This window comes from Psychrobacter pacificensis (assembly GCF_900101915.1).
Classification (GTDB): Bacteria; Pseudomonadota; Gammaproteobacteria; order Pseudomonadales; family Moraxellaceae; genus Psychrobacter; species Psychrobacter pacificensis.
Window position 1 is genome coordinate 1 of the sequence record NZ_FNAL01000034.1, and the last position, 14,954, is coordinate 14,954.

Annotated in this window: 19 protein-coding genes; 13 read left to right on the plus strand and 6 right to left on the minus strand. The window is 42.6% G+C overall.

Going from position 1 to position 14,954, the window contains the following annotated elements:
• The 9 genes from BLR43_RS13660 to BLR43_RS12640 form a co-directional block, all read left to right on the plus strand.
• Positions 1–667 (plus strand): phage baseplate protein (locus BLR43_RS13660; RefSeq protein WP_425287025.1); only part of this gene is annotated, 667 nt, incomplete at its 5' end.
• Between the two features lie 37 nt (positions 668–704).
• Positions 705–1,838 (plus strand): phage tail sheath protein, encoded by a 1,134-nt coding sequence (locus BLR43_RS12605; RefSeq protein ID WP_093071351.1) that lies wholly within the window; start codon positions 705–707, stop codon positions 1,836–1,838.
• Between the two features lie 45 nt (positions 1,839–1,883).
• Positions 1,884–2,483 (plus strand): phage tail sheath C-terminal domain-containing protein, encoded by a 600-nt coding sequence (locus BLR43_RS12610; RefSeq protein WP_093071352.1) that lies wholly within the window; start codon positions 1,884–1,886, stop codon positions 2,481–2,483.
• Positions 2,484–2,521: 38 nt separating this feature from the next.
• The gene (locus BLR43_RS12615; RefSeq protein ID WP_093071353.1) at positions 2,522–3,049 is read left to right on the plus strand and encodes a phage major tail tube protein; all 528 of its coding nucleotides are present in this window, start codon (positions 2,522–2,524) and stop codon (positions 3,047–3,049) included.
• Positions 3,050–3,131: 82 nt separating this feature from the next.
• Entirely contained in the window at positions 3,132–3,458 is a 327-nt protein-coding gene (locus tag BLR43_RS12620) for a phage tail assembly protein (protein WP_093071354.1), read from the plus strand.
• 8 nt (positions 3,459–3,466) lie between these two features.
• On the plus strand, positions 3,467–3,583 hold the full coding sequence (locus BLR43_RS12625; RefSeq protein WP_093071355.1) for a GpE family phage tail protein: 117 nt from the start codon (positions 3,467–3,469) through the stop codon (positions 3,581–3,583).
• Positions 3,584–3,628: 45 nt separating this feature from the next.
• On the plus strand, positions 3,629–6,169 hold the full coding sequence (locus BLR43_RS12630; protein ID WP_093071356.1) for a phage tail tape measure protein: 2,541 nt from the start codon (positions 3,629–3,631) through the stop codon (positions 6,167–6,169).
• An 8-nt stretch (positions 6,170–6,177) separates the two neighbouring features.
• Positions 6,178–6,603, plus strand: coding sequence for a phage tail protein (locus tag BLR43_RS12635; protein WP_093071357.1), 426 nt, complete (start codon positions 6,178–6,180; stop codon positions 6,601–6,603).
• 5 nt (positions 6,604–6,608) lie between these two features.
• On the plus strand, positions 6,609–7,619 hold the full coding sequence (locus BLR43_RS12640) for a contractile injection system protein, VgrG/Pvc8 family (RefSeq protein ID WP_093071358.1): 1,011 nt from the start codon (positions 6,609–6,611) through the stop codon (positions 7,617–7,619).
• Between the two features lie 74 nt (positions 7,620–7,693).
• Here the strand turns inward: BLR43_RS12640 and BLR43_RS12645 are convergent, their stop codons facing one another.
• The 5 genes from BLR43_RS12645 to BLR43_RS12670 all read right to left on the minus strand — a co-directional run bounded on the left by BLR43_RS12645 (position 7,694) and on the right by BLR43_RS12670 (position 12,277).
• Positions 7,694–8,905 carry a hypothetical protein gene (locus tag BLR43_RS12645; RefSeq protein ID WP_093071359.1) on the minus strand — a complete coding sequence of 404 codons (1,212 nt, stop codon included), beginning with the start codon at positions 8,903–8,905 and terminating at the stop codon, positions 7,694–7,696.
• Positions 8,883–10,085 carry a nucleoid-associated protein gene (locus BLR43_RS12650; protein ID WP_093071360.1) on the minus strand — a complete coding sequence of 401 codons (1,203 nt, stop codon included), beginning with the start codon at positions 10,083–10,085 and terminating at the stop codon, positions 8,883–8,885. The genes BLR43_RS12645 and BLR43_RS12650 overlap by 23 nt, the downstream gene beginning before the upstream one ends.
• Positions 10,086–10,713: 628 nt before the next feature.
• A complete protein-coding gene (locus BLR43_RS12660) occupies positions 10,714–11,562 on the minus strand; it encodes a DUF6414 family protein (protein ID WP_093071362.1) in 849 nt (282 codons plus the stop codon).
• Entirely contained in the window at positions 11,528–11,725 is a 198-nt protein-coding gene (locus BLR43_RS12665) for a hypothetical protein (RefSeq protein ID WP_075106277.1), read from the minus strand. Before BLR43_RS12665 ends, BLR43_RS12660 begins: the two co-directional genes overlap by 35 nt.
• A gap of 276 nt (positions 11,726–12,001) precedes the next feature.
• Positions 12,002–12,277 (minus strand): Arc family DNA-binding protein, encoded by a 276-nt coding sequence (locus BLR43_RS12670; protein ID WP_093071367.1) that lies wholly within the window; start codon positions 12,275–12,277, stop codon positions 12,002–12,004.
• Positions 12,278–12,401: 124 nt separating this feature from the next.
• On the opposite strand from BLR43_RS12670, the gene BLR43_RS13665 reads away from it, so the two are divergent.
• The 4 genes from BLR43_RS13665 to BLR43_RS12685 all read left to right on the plus strand — a co-directional run bounded on the left by BLR43_RS13665 (position 12,402) and on the right by BLR43_RS12685 (position 14,404).
• Complete coding sequence (locus tag BLR43_RS13665; protein ID WP_167669414.1) at positions 12,402–12,569, plus strand: hypothetical protein; 168 nt, start codon at positions 12,402–12,404, stop codon at positions 12,567–12,569.
• A complete protein-coding gene (locus BLR43_RS13670) occupies positions 12,559–12,714 on the plus strand; it encodes a hypothetical protein (protein ID WP_167669415.1) in 156 nt (51 codons plus the stop codon). The genes BLR43_RS13665 and BLR43_RS13670 overlap by 11 nt, the downstream gene beginning before the upstream one ends.
• 182 nt (positions 12,715–12,896) lie before the next feature.
• Positions 12,897–13,754, plus strand: coding sequence for a BRO-N domain-containing protein (locus BLR43_RS12680; RefSeq protein ID WP_093071364.1), 858 nt, complete (start codon positions 12,897–12,899; stop codon positions 13,752–13,754).
• A gap of 11 nt (positions 13,755–13,765) precedes the next feature.
• On the plus strand, positions 13,766–14,404 hold the full coding sequence (locus BLR43_RS12685; protein ID WP_093071365.1) for a hypothetical protein: 639 nt from the start codon (positions 13,766–13,768) through the stop codon (positions 14,402–14,404).
• A 57-nt stretch (positions 14,405–14,461) separates the two neighbouring features.
• Here BLR43_RS12685 and BLR43_RS12690 read toward each other — a convergent pair whose 3' ends face one another.
• Complete coding sequence (locus BLR43_RS12690) at positions 14,462–14,914, minus strand: helix-turn-helix domain-containing protein (RefSeq protein ID WP_093071366.1); 453 nt, start codon at positions 14,912–14,914, stop codon at positions 14,462–14,464.
• Between the last annotated feature and the right edge of the window lie 40 nt (positions 14,915–14,954).

Sequence of the window (14,954 nt, forward strand, 5' to 3'; positions counted from 1 at the left end):
TCGCCCAACGCTGACCGAGGGCGCTGGCGGTGATATGGAGCTTATATTTACGATTACTGCAGACAACCTTGCGACTGTTGTCATTGAAACGGACAGCAACGTGGTCATCGCTACTCGCGATTGGGTTGCCGACCGTTTTGCTTTGAAATCTTTAGTGAGTGAACTACACGATATTATCAATCAATTACAGGATGAGCTTATGGCTACCCAGTTTCAATTACTGTCAAATCGTATAGACGATATAGAGAAAGGCATCGCGGGGCTTTTAGATTTGCAGCCATATAAAGTTGGCGATATTTATCAGACAACCATCAATCATTTGGATGCGGCTGCGGTGGCGGCTCATCATGGCTATGGTACGTGGGAGCGATTCGCAGAAGGTCGCACGCTAGTAGGCCTATCAACCAAAACTGATGATCCATCTGACTATAAAACTATCGGTAATGAGTTTGGTGAAAATGAGGAAACTCTGACGCTTGCACAGATTCCAAATCATGATCATACCGTTGATATGCATAGTGGCAGTATTGATGGTGGTACTCGCGCTGGTACTCAGAACACCAGTTCCAGCGCTGCAAATATCAAGACTAACGCTGTAGGCGGCGGTGAACCGCACAACAACATTCAGCCATCAAAAGTGGTTGGCAAGTGGTTACGTACTGCTTAAAACACTATTTATTTTAGACAAAAAAAGGATCTAGACCATGGCATTAACTACTTACCATCACGGCGTCACTGCTACTGAGACCAGTAATATCACACCGATTATCAAATCGGTCAGTATGAGCACCATTGCACTGGTGAGCACCAGTATTGATGCTGATGATGCTAAATACCCGCTTGATACCCCTGTATTGCTGACAGGCATCACGACAGATGATGTCACCAAAGCTGGCGCTAAAGATTCTTTGCTCAGCCAATGCTTGCAGACAATCAAATCTATCCAGAATACCAGTGTGGTCGTGTTGCGACTGTCTGAGCCAGTAGATATCGCTACCGTTGATACCTTGCTTAGCTCTCAATCACGCCTTGGTGTGACGCCCAAGATTTTGATTGCGCCTGAAATTGATACCCCAGATATGACACGTAAGCTGGTAGAGATTGCCAAGAAGCGCCGTGGCTTTGTCTATGCGTCCCCGCGAGCAGAAGACGGCTCTTTGATTACGGTCAAAGAAGATATTGCTGCATATCGCGATACGTTCGCGGCTCGTGAGTTGATGCTGATTGAAGGGGATTTTGGTGAGCCGGGAAAGCTGAGTCCGTCTGATGGCTTGGGCGGTGATGGAGGTGTTGGCGACGTGCAAACCGACCTTATTAACTTTATTAAGTTTGATAATAGCGAAACGATCAAGAACCCTAATAACACTTATGGATTAGCTTATTCTATCGATGGAGGTCCAATAGAAACAATCACAAGTGAAGGGCAGTTATCAGACTTCACCATAGGATATTTCTTAAACGGTCTAGCGGATTCTACTGGATATTATGCAGACGACGGGTTACTGGATTATAACGAAAGAGTGCCTGAAGGTCTTGATCTTACAGCAGCATACTTGTTTGGACTTAGTTCAAACTATCTTAATTTATCATTACAAATAAAAGGGGATTTAAGTACTCCCGTCCAAAACGAAAAGGAGACAGTGATTACTTTATATCCATTTAGCATAGCCAATCAAGCGTTTTTAGGATTTGATATTTTCGACTTAATTATTGATCCCGCTGATTATACATCTAATGATATTCAACATTTCGCAGAGCACAAAATTAGACCAGCTATTAAGAACGAAGATGGCGCTTACACTTTACGCTCACAAGTTAATACCGGCATAAACTTCTGATTCTTTTTATTTAAGAGCTTTATTTATTAATGAAAGGTAAAAACCATGACCCAATCAACCCCTATCATCGCAGTGGCAGCAGCTCTACGCGCTCACCTAGACAAGACGCACCAATACAGCTTCGTCAAGTCGCTGTCTAACGTTGCCATTGATACTGTTAGTGGTATCAAACATCCACGTACATGGGATTTAGAAGACCCAGATACTGAAGTCGGATATTTAAACGCGAATGATGTGACCAGCCTCATCCAACACAATGGCTTTCGCTTTTGGGGCAGTCATACCTGCTCTGATCAGCCTGAATATATGTTTGAGCCGGTCGTGCGTACCTCGCAGTTTTTGCTTGATACGATCATCAATGGCTGCTTTCAGTTTATTGATCAACCGCTATCACCGACGACTGTGCGTGACATCATTCGTGCCATCAATGCCAAGCTGCAGGAGATGGTCAACTTCGACTATTTAATCGGTGCAAAGTGCTGGTACAACAACGAGCTAAACAGCGAAACGCTGCTCATGCAAGGCAAGCTGTATCTAGATTATGACTTTACTCCAGTGCCTAACTTAGAGAACCTTAACCTGAATCAGACGATCACTGATACATACCTGGTCAACTTTGCCGACTTGGTAGCAGCAGCAGCCTAATAGCCACCTGACGACCCTATTACTAAAAAGGAACCCCTATGTTACCTCGTAAATTAAAGAACTTCATGGCTTACAAAGGCCTTGGTAACCAAAAACGCTATCAAGGTCAGATCCCAGAGATTGAGCTGCCAAAGCTCACGCGCGTACTCGAAGAGTATCGCGCTGGCGGTATGGACATGCCGGTCAAGGTCGATCTAGGTCAAGAAGCCATGGAGATGACCATCAAATGCGGCGGTCATGAAGCTGATCTATACCGCGACTTTGCGCGTGCTGGTATTGATAAAGTCGTATTGTCTTATTCAGGTGCCTATCAGCGTGATGATGATTGTAGTGTGGCAGCGGTCGATATCTATTGCCGCGGTCGTTTAGAAGAGATCGACCCTGGTAGCGCCAAGTTAGGCGACGACACAGAAGAGTCGTTCAAGTATGCCCTTGCCTACTACAAGCTGGTCGTAGACGGTGAAGACATCATTGAAATTGATGCCATGGCCATGAAATGTATCGTCAATGGCGAGGATCGACTAAAAGAAATCCGTGAAGCAATGGGACTATTCACTACGTTCTAAATTAATCATACAAATCAAGTGGCCAAACCAGACACCTATCTGATTAAAACATCTATTAAAACTTACTGATCAAGGATACACCATGAGCAACAATGATATGCCAACTATCGAGCTAGACTACCCTATCATCCGTGGCACTGGCGATAAGGCCAAAGAGATTAAAGAGTTTACCCTGCGTCGTCCAATGGGCGGCGACTTACGTGGCCAGTCACTTATTGATATCAGCATGGCCAAAGTCGATGCCATTGCTGTGGTGTTGCCTCGTATTAGTAATCCAGTCATTCACGAGCATGAAGTGCGCAGCATGGATGCATCTGACTTAATGGACGTAGGGTTAACTATTGCCAGTTTTTTTACCAAAACGAAGTTTCAGTCGCAAGCAGAAACCGCTCATACCCCAACCGTGTAGAAGACTGTATGGCAGATATTGCTCTGGTGTTCGGTTGGACACCAGAGTCTATGTATCACATGAGCATTGAAGAGCTGGCAGATTGGCGCGAACGCGCGCGTATTCGCAACAACCCCGATGATTAATTTGGTTCCCTCGTCTATGAGGGAACCATAGAACGGACCGATGACATGGCAGATCTAAATTTTAGAGCACAGATAGAGCTACTTGATCGTATGACGGCCCCCATGCGCTCAATCGCTAGCCAAGCAGATAGATTGGGTCGTCAGTTTGGAGAGACTGCACAAGCTGCTAAAAAGCTACAAGGTCAACAGCGCTTGATTGACAGCTTTAAGCAACAAAAACAAGCGTTAGCTGAAACCTCAGAGCAAGCGCAGCGTAGTCGAATGCGTCTGGAGCAATTAGAGCGCCAGATGCGTGATACGGCGAATCCTAGCGCCACATTGATTCGTCAGTTTGAGGCCGCTGGTCGTGAGTCACAGCGACTAAATACTCGCTTAGATAGCCAACGGCAGCACTTGCAGCAGTTACGGGGCCGTTTATCAGATGCAGGTATTAGCACCAATAATCTATCTGATCATGAGCGTGAGCTTGCGCGTAATATCGAGCGCACCAATCAGCAGCTGGCAGAGCAGCGGCGGCGGATGAACGAGGTGCGACAGCTTGAACGTCAATCACAGCAAATGGGTGATATGCGAAACAAAGCCCTAGGACTGGCCGCAGGCGGTGCAGCAGCAACCTATGCTGGCGCTCGTTTTATTCAGCCTGGATTAGATCTTGAAACCAACTTAAGTAAAGTTCAGGCGGTCACCCGTCTAGATAAAAACAGCCCACAGTATCAAGCGCTCGTTGAACAAGCTAAAGAGCTAGGCGCGTCGACTCAGTTCACATCAGCCGATGCTGCAGCTGGACAGACGTTCTTAGCAATGGCTGGTTTTACACCTGAGTCTGTGAAAGCTGCTATGCCGGGGATGCTTGATCTTGCTTTAGCTGGTGGCATGGAGTTAGACCGCACAGCTGATATCTCCTCAAATATTCTTTCAGGTATGAAGATCGACCCCTCTAAGATGAGCAATCTTAGTGATGTATTGGCAGGTACTTTCACCCGTTCAAACACAAATATTGAAATGCTTGGCGAAACTATGAAGTATGCAGCGCCTGGTGCTGCATTACTAGGCGTATCACTTGAGCAATCAGCAGCAATGGCGGGTAAGTTGGGCGATGCAGGTATCCAAGCGAGTATGGCCGGTACAGCGATGCGTGCCATTATGTCTAGAATGGCAGCAGGTCCAAAAGCAACGATAGAGGCACTTGATAGGTTAGGTGTCAAGACATCTGACGCGAACGGCAATCTGCGCCAAATGCCAGATATATTAAAAGAGATTCACGATAAAAGTAAAAATTTGGGTAATGCAGAACAATCAGAGTTGTTCAAAGGCATTGCAGGAGAAGAAGCCGGTGGTGCTTTAGCCATTCTCGTAGATCAAGCTGGTAGCGGTGCGCTACAAAATCTCATTGGTGAGTTACAAAACGCCCAAGGCGAAGCTGGTAACTTAGCGAAAACCATGAGCGACAATACCGTTGGTGACTTTAAGTCAATGACCTCAGCCATTGATGCCCTTAGAACCTCTATTTTTGATGCAAACGGTGGTGCGCTACGGGAGTTTATTCAGACGATCACTATCATGACCCAACGCATGACCGCTTTTGCTAATGAAAATCCTAAGCTCATGGCTGTGCTGGGTCAGCTATTTGCTATTTTGGCCATTGGTGCGGTCATCATTGGCGGCTTAGGCGCAGTCATGCTAACTATTTTAGGCCCTATGGCACTATTAAGAGCATCATTGGTTACGCTAGGGCTACCCACAACTCTAACGCCATTATCAATGTTGGCTAAATCATTTGGCATGATTGGCGGTGCTGTCAGAGCCTTGACGCTGACACTAATGGCCAACCCTATTTTGGCACTCTGCTTAGCACTGGCAGTACTGGCTTTTACCATTTATAAGAACTGGGACACCCTAGGGCCGATGTTTGCGGCGCTGTGGGAACGTATCAAAGCCATATTCAATACGGGTATTCAGGCGCTTAAATCTTTTATATCTAATTTCAATCCAGTCGCATCATTCATGACGGCATTCGCTACAGTTTGGGGTTACTTGGCTGGACTGGGTGCGACCTTCAGGCAGTACGGCGTCAATATGCTCGAAGGGCTAAAAAACGGCATCTTAGGCAGAGCAGCGGCGGTTATTAATTCTATTAGTAGTGTCGTAGGGCGTATCAAAGGAGCATTTACGGGTTCAAAAGGAATGGACATTCACAGTCCGAGCCGTGTATTTACCCGCTATGGTGGTTTCATGATGGAAGGTTTAGGCGATGGTGTATTAGCCAATGCAAATCGAGCAATCAATGCGGTCAAAAACGTTACTGGTCGTATTCGTAATTCAGCGCCTGGACAGATGGTTGGGTCAGTTGTCGGCAAAGTATCTGATTATATTCCCATGCAAATTGACAGCCGCAAGTCTATCTTACCGCCTCGCGGCCAGTCTAGTATGGCAATGATGGGCGGTATGAGTAGTGGCAATATTACCATCAACATCAATGGCGCAACCGATCCGCAAGCCGTAGCTCGTGAAGTCCAGCGCGTCCTGGCTGGTGAGCGACGCAATCAAATGGCGCGTCAACGTAGCCGTCTATCTGATATCGACTAGGATTACATATGTTAGCAAGCCTTGGATTATTCGTTTTTGAAACGACCACCGCTGCCTTTGAAGAGGTTTCGCGCAAGTCTGGTTATCGTTTTGGCACCGGCAACGCGGTAGGTACACGCCCCCACATGCAGTATATTGGTCAAGATAACGACGACATATCGCTATCAGGCACACTATACCCAGAAATCACCAACGGTATTGTGTCGTTAGATGAATTACGTGATATGGCCGCCACTGGTAAGACCTACGCGCTCATGAATGGCAATGGTTACTACTATGGCATGTGCTACATCACTGACATCAGTGAGACTCAATCACACTTATTGTCAGATGGCACTGCTCGCAAAATTAGCTTTAGCTTAGCACTAAAACTGGCAGATGATAGCGAGCGTGAACAGGTCGCTGTACTCGACCAAGACAGAGGACAGGTATAAATTCAATGAACCTATTCAAACTAACTATTGAAGGCATTGACCGCACCGCGCAAGTTGAACAGCGATTGATTAGCCTATCGATGACGGATAAAAGCGGTACTGAAGCAGATGAGCTATCTATTACCTTATCTGACCATGATGCCGCCCTACCCTTGCCCACTAAGGGCAATCAGATACGCCTATGGCTTGCGATGCCAGACACAGGTGACATGATTGACAAAGGCACATTCACTATCGATGAAGCAGAGCACAGTGGCACACCTGACCAGCTGCAGATACGCGCCAAGTCAGCCGATTTTAAGTCATCACTTAAGGTAAAGCGCTCTGCCAGCTATCACCAGCACAAGCTGGGCGAAATCGCGCAGACAGTAGCAAAGCGCCATGAATTGATATTAGCGATGGAAGACAGCGCGGCTGGTATTGCAGTCGACCATATTGACCAACATCGCGAGAGTGATATCAATTTACTGACGCGACTGTGCGACCAGTATGGCCTACTGTGTACCATCAAAGCAGGACGGCTTATCATCAAATCGATAGGCAATGGACAAGCCCCATCTGGCGCAGCACTGGCGCCAATCACCATCACCCGTCAGTCTGGTGACAGTCATCGCTATAGCCGTGCTGACCGTACCAGCGACTATGACGAGACGACAGCAAGCTATCATGATGATAAAACTGGTAAGACTAAGCATATCAGTGTCAAAGATGGTAAGTCCAAACCGATGGATGCCCTACCCAATGACAAGTCTCATGTACTGACCAAACCTGCCAAGTCAAAAGATGAGGCGGTATCCAAAGCAAAAGCGAGCGCCAACAAAAAAACCCGCCAAGTGGCGAACTTTGATTTGACGTTAGCAGTAGCGCGTCCTGATATTATTGCTGATAGCCCTGCGACGGTGCGAGGCTTTAGACCTTATATCGATGAGCATCAATGGACAGTCGTAGAAGTGACACATGACCTATCAGGCAGTGGTTATAGTACTGGTATTAAATGCGAGGCTGGGCTGGTTTAATATTTACAGACATACATATACTTTAAAAATAAGCTCACAATACAATTTACTCGCAAATAATAGAGGGGCTTTAATCAACTTGGTGTCCACGCTAGTAATCCGAGTTCATATAGAGAATATACTATTACTAATATAGCTAATATAAGGATCGAAAGCATATAAATATTGATTATCCGTATACGCTTATTAATTAACTTTCTCATTGAATTCAATGAAGTATCTGTATTTACAATAGAACTAACTGACTCTTTCTTGAAGAACCTATCTATAGAGGCTTTTGAATATTGAACTTGTAAATCTTGTTGATAGACATTGAAAGCCACAAAAACGCTAAAAGCAATGAGCGCCAAATACGGAGTATATAACAAAGAACTACTTGTAGATTCGCTACCTACCTTACTAAATTGAGTTAATGCAACAGCCACTGGTAACCCTAGAGCCTGACTTTGTAGCGCACCTATTGAGTCATTGATAGACTTAATAAAATAATCTAAATCTTTCTTTAATTCTAGTTCTAACTTTTTATAGCTAAAATTTTCTAAGTATATTTTAAAAGACTTATCTACTGAGTCTTCTATCTCACCAATTTCTTTAACGAGACTATAGAATCGAGTATTTACCTGAGATCCTAAAACTTTAGATGATTCAATTATAAATATAGATTGTTTCTCTTTTTTATGTTTCTCAATAGTCTCATTGTCTAAAAAATCTTCTAGATATTCTATCGAATCTTTAAACTTACTAATATCAATATCAGCGAAGCATTTTTCAAGTTTATCAAAAGATATCTTTTCTTTTCTCAAAGGAATTATAAAAGGCTTATCTGTAAAGAGAACTATTCGTACCGAGTCCCAGTAAGCATATTTTTTATATAGAACCACAAGTCTATTTAAATATATAAAATACGATTTGTATTTACAAACATCATTATAAAAAACCTCGCTAAACGGTAAAACTATTTTTTTTGACCAATCGATAACCTCTTTTTCTCCGAGAATATAATCTATCAAATAATCTGGAGTAGAAAAAAAGTTACTTTTAGTTTGTGGTATCTTTACTGTAATCTTGAATGTATACGATTTTTTTAAAGTGAAGTCTTCTTTTGCTGGTAATGGTTTAAAATCGAACTTAATACTCAAAGAGGGGTCTTTTTGAATTTCTAATAGAAGTTCTAGGTCCTGTGGTGTATTAACTAAATACTCTCCTCCAAACCCCAAGGGTAAGTACTCAACATTCTTAGAACGTTGAGCAAGACCTTCAAGACTATGGAGTATCGATGTCATCATCTGTAAAATCTTCAAGTTGAGTGTCGATTTCGGGTATTTTTTCTTTAAGCTTATTATACTGGTCTGGAGTCATATCTGATATAAGTTTATAGCTTTGATTTTCATCAGCATCAAAACACACGACAACGCGTGTCGTAGCAGCTAAACCCTCTTTAGAGCCTCTTATGGTCAAATTATCTCCGATTGAAATACTTACGTTAAGTACCTCATCTAAGCTTGCTTTCTGTGGATTGAAAATTGAATCATAGTTCTCATAATCATTATCTTCGCAAAATTGGTGATACGGAGTTATCTCTTCATAACTCTCGAACACGCTGGGATAAGACTCTCTCATAGCATTAAAAATAGGCACAATATCTTCTTCTACTCTGACTGGCTGCTCTGCCCCTCTTCTCTCTTCCATCTTACGATAGACTTCCTGCTTGATTGCGAACCTAACTCTTTTATGCTCATGGGGTGAATCATCAGGAATTATATGCTTTAAGTATTCATCAAATAGATTAATATAAAGTCTAGTTAGTTCACCATTATTTAGTAATTCATCTATAGGTAAATACTCTTGAAAGTAATGAGCAATGTCGTTACTTTTTTTGGTCCACCTTGCATAAGGTAATAAATCTGCTTCTTGAATATTCGCATCTGGATCTGTGACAAAACTATGATGTTGAGCTAGATTAGCTAACTCTATACGTAGTGAAAACCGTAATGCTTCTTTATCAATATTTGTGTTTCCAACAATAACTCCATTAAGATCAATTGTGAATCCACTAGACGGATTTACTAAACCTATCAGAAGGTATTCAGTATCATCCCTTGAATACCATAAGATAGGTATATGGCCACCTGTAGCGGCTGATGTTTTGGACATTTGTACGCTTAAAGCTTTAACTAACTCAATAGATAAATCTAAGTAATTATTTATGTCCAATTCGTAAGTTTCATTACTTGCAAAATAGTTAGAAGCTACCTGACCAAAAGTATCATCTTTAGTAAAAATAGAACATTTAGATGATGCTCTAAGTGCAGTTCGAGCATCGAGGTCAATTCTATCAACAAATTGTTTTAGTAGCGGGTCATGTTGATGTAGACCATTCCTACTGATAACCTCGACGCTTTCAGGACCTCTAGTATGATGGGTTTTTTTTAACTCGTGAATTACTGCAGCATGTATTGTAATCATTTTTTATTAGCCTTTAGCCTAACAACCAGCGAGGGAGATATTCACGTCTATAGTCTTTTATCCAAGTGACGATGAAAATTTGCAAGGCATATATACCACCTATAGCATATAAGGCCAAATGGTACGGCTCTAACGAGATATAATAATTATTAAGAAAAGCAACCTCTCTAGGCATCATATAATCAATAAAAACCGTCACTAAAAGTACAACTGAAGCCGCAGCTGCACCTCGAAACGAATACATTAGGGAATGCTGAATTGCGCACCATATATCCAGAAAAAAGTCTTTCATTTTAGTTTATGATTCCTTGTGCCTTATTAGTGTCAGAATATCAAAACCATATCACTATGACACGCTTTCAGCAATGTATATTTGACTTCTGTTCACTCAACCGTTAAGCCTGACAAAATACAACAGAGGACAATATTAGTTAAAAGCAAGCCCAAATAAAAAAGCCCGCCAAGTGGCGAGCTTTGATTTGAAATTAGCAATCCTGATATTCCTAATACAATGCTATATGTTAGACCATACATTAACGAGCATCAATTGATAATCATTGAGGTCAGTCATGGCTTATCCGGCAGTGGTTACAGCACTGGTATTAAGTGTGAGGCTGGATTATGACTCTTAATTTTCTATTTTAGCTCTCATTACTCTGAAAATAGAGATCGGAGTTATTCCATAAAAATCATCAGGCCTGCCAATAATTTCCTTGTAAGCATCGCTCATTGAAAAAAGAGCATGAAAGAAAGGGTTTGCTTTAACTAGATTATCCTTGAACTTCTCTAAATCTTTCGCATCTTCTTTAACAAATCTATCAGGTACAGCATCTAAGATACCTAGAACTACAAACTCTTCCGAAGATAGGGTCTTATGTTTAAGCGCAGAAACCAAATGAGCTGATGTTAAGTATTTTTTATCTAACGCCATCCAAGCATGTTGCGTCGTACCACTATTCACTTGCATAGTCGCTTGGACACCAATTGGATATGCATTGATGACCTTAAAAACGGTCTTCATATTAGACTCTTCTTCATCTGAAAACTCTTCCCCAGATTCCTGATTAAGTTGTCTATGAGCATTTAGTGCATTATCGGAGTTTTTACCGAGCGTTTCAAAGTCTGCAAAATTGATTAAGCCTTGAATCATAACTAATCTACCTAAATTGTTGGCAGCTAGTTTTTTAGAAATCAGATTGTGTTCATCAAGGAGGTTGATCATATCTCGTGGTAAAACATGATGCATATCCATCAACTGGTCAAGGGATTCTTCTTTACTATCTCCTTTTATACCTTCCGTATGCAAAATATCGCGAGGACCAGCTGTTACTTTATAAGTAAAATCTTTCTGTTCACGACTAGAAGATGTTTTCTGATTAGGAACGCCATCCATAAGCTGAGCGTAATAAGAATGAATTCTATCTATATCTAGATATATAAAATCATAAATCGATTTCGTGGTTTGTTGCTTTGCCATTTAGTTTCTTTCGCTCTTTTATTCGCTCATCCATCTCATCAAATTCTTTATCAAAGCGCTTCCAGCGGTCACTGAATTCAGACAAAAAAGACGGCAAAAAGTTTTCAGGTATACCTGAATTGCTTTTATCACTCTTATTTGCTTGCTTGTCATTTTTATACATGATGGACTCTAAATAGTTAATTTTACTAAATATTTTCTTTTGTCACATATGAGGATAGCACAAGAATATGTTCGTTTGGACGAATAGTTACAGTTGTAGACCATTATTTACTAAAGCGTACCATTGTGACATGCTTTCATCAATAACTATTTAACTTTTGTCAGTCCCAGTCTACTGCTTCACGATAGACACCCCATCCAAAGGGCAAGTCTGTAACCAACGTAGCATGTTGCAAGAAGTGCTCAATCCATAGTGTCATATAGTCTGTAGCCATACTTAATCGCTCCCTTTGTCGTCTTTTAGACTATCCGAAAAGCTTTTCCGCACAAACGCCCCAAACTGCTCACGAGTCAGCCCAGCATCTTTAAGAAAGTCATCATTAACCCCTACGCCGATAGGGCGAGGCGACTCTTCAGCGGCAAAGCTGGCTTCCAATCGCGCAACAATATCCGCACCCATTGAACGATTATATTCTTCAGCGGACGCTCTTATCTTCTCTTTTAAGTCCTCAGGAATACGAACTCTAAAGTCAGGGTGTCGATTTTTACTCATAATTATCTCAAAAAACTGTTGACATACCTCTAGTATAGGCATAGTATTAATAACGCCTCTACTAGAGGCATAAAAACCCTTTATTAGGGCAAATTAATATTACCACGATTAAAAGGAAATCAAAATGGCCGCAAAAAAAACCGTTGATTATAAGCTCAAGCTAGACCCTGAGCTACATCATTGGCTAAAAAATCACGCCGCTGAAAACTATCGCACGCTATCAGCTGAAATCACTATGCACTTGGATAAGGCGCGTCAATCAATCCAAAAGGAGTATCAGAATGCGACATAAAGCCAAACGTCAAGCGATTAAAGAACCCTCATACATAACGCTCTACCTATCAGCAGAGCAAGAAAGACAGCTTATAGCAATGGCGATTCGTAAATGTTTAAAAGAAAAAATACAGGAGATGGCAAAAGATGCTAAACAGGCCTAACACCACCCAGCAGATTAACACCTATATCCGCAGTCAGCAGTTGCTATATCGCCACCTGCAATTATGTCAGCGCATAAAAAAGGCAGACCGCACCCGCCAAGATGTATCTGCCTTCACCACAAAAGAAATTAACTTGATTAAAGTTAACTCTTTTAACCAATCAGCTCAAGGAGCTAATTAGTATGTCACAGTATAACACAACCAATAAAGGTAACAACGAAGTCATGGCGCTTAGCTTTGAAAACCAAGCCTTGGACACTCAAGTCATTAACAATGAGTTATGGATAGCAGCCACCAGTCTGGCCAAGATGCTAGGTTTTGGTAATCCACATCAAGCCATTAAAACTCACGTTGAAGTATGTGACCTCCAGAAATTGGAGGTCACATCAAAGGGTGTCCAGAATCTGGACGGTACATCAAAAGCGCGTAAAACTCAAAAACTTAACTTCGTCAATGAAAGTGGGATGTACGCACTCATATTTGGCAGCACCAAAGCCGAAGCAAAAAGGTTCAAGCATTGGGTAACGTCTAAAGTACTGCCTCAAATTCGTAAGACTGGTAGCTATGGCAAACCCGAAAAGCCACCCGCTATCACCGATGCCGACTGGGTGCGCTACTCTCGCTCGATGACCATTCCCGAGATGGCGCAGTTTACAGGGCACAGCGAGCAGCAAGTCATTAACGCCTTGCATAAGGTAATGGGCAGTAAAGTACACACTACCAACCCAGCTCCAGTCATGACGCCTGAGATGCAATACGCCCTTGACCAGTTTTGGGGCTTTATCGCCACCCAAAACATCGCGGCGCTCAACCACAGTCACAAGCCGCATGAGTTAGCGATTAGCATTCCCGAGGTTTATGAGTTAGCAGAACCGTGGCAGTTACCAGACACCAGCCTGTTATATAAGGCGCTACGCCTGAGCGACACGCCGCGCTTTCATCGTGCCAATGCTGTCATTGCTAGTGAACGAACGAATAAATCACGCCGTGTTTGGATATTCATCAAATCGTTTGGCCAAACCGCCATTGCAAAAGTATAAGGGGTACTTTCATGACTACTCAATCAAATAAAAGTCTGCGTGACTACACAATGAAAGCCGACATCAGCCAACATCACGAGCGCATCATACGCAATTTATTTAATGCGCTATTTGTTAGCGAACGTCAGCATAGTATCAAAACCGATCATAGCCCTAGTGACGCCAATGTAAGGACGCTTGATATCTATCAGGTACAGCAGCTCATACAGTCACACTGTGACAAGCACTATAGTAAAAGATCAATTACAGGCGCACTGTTTAGCCTAGAAGAGCCAAGGCTATTGGATCATTATGCAGTTAATGGAATATCAGAAATAGATGGCAAGCGCATAGATGCTATACGTTTAGACTATAGCAAACCAGCAAAGACTGACGAGCTGGCTGAAGAACTTGCTCAGATTGACCTTGGAGGGTCACCAGCAGATGAAATTGACAAATGTGATGCTAGTCGGCGGTGGATAAAAAGAGCTGTGCATCTTGAAGAAGTGTACATAGAGCAGCAAGACACCATTCAATCACTGCGTAGCATCATCATTGATATGGCAGAGACACTGCACGTAGCAGACCCGAATGCCCGTATCAGCATGACCAGTAGTGACCTACTGGACTTGGTACACAGTCAAAACGACATGTCAGACAATGCGTTCTAATAATTTAATTGCACAAAAAAACCAGTCCGCTAAGACTGGTTTTTTTGTGCCTGCTTCTTATGTATTGCCTCGTTTGACTGTATCGATCATACCAAGACCCAGCGTCGCTAATGTCTTGTAATCATAGTCCTCATTAGCACTAGCACCCGCTTGAACGAGTGCCTCCTCAGCATGATACATCGCATTCAGTAGCTTATCGGATGGGTTATCCAAGTCCATGATGTCAGGTAAATGGATCAGGCGTTGGTGATAGCTTGGTACGCTGCCATGAGCTTGCACATCGAGCGCAATATCCTCTAAGCGCTGACCAGTTAAAACATACATCACATCAAAACCAATATTCCACAGCTTAATTAATAATGAAGCGGGCATATCGCGCTTGCCACTTTCATAGTTTTTATAAGTAGTCTGTGCAATCCCAATCGTCTTATCATCATAAACCTCAGTCGCCATGAGTCCCAATCGCTGACGCTCAGCCTCCAATCGCTTGCCTATTTCAATTAAATTCATAAAAACCCCCTATAACTTCATTTGAATGGTTGTAAATAAG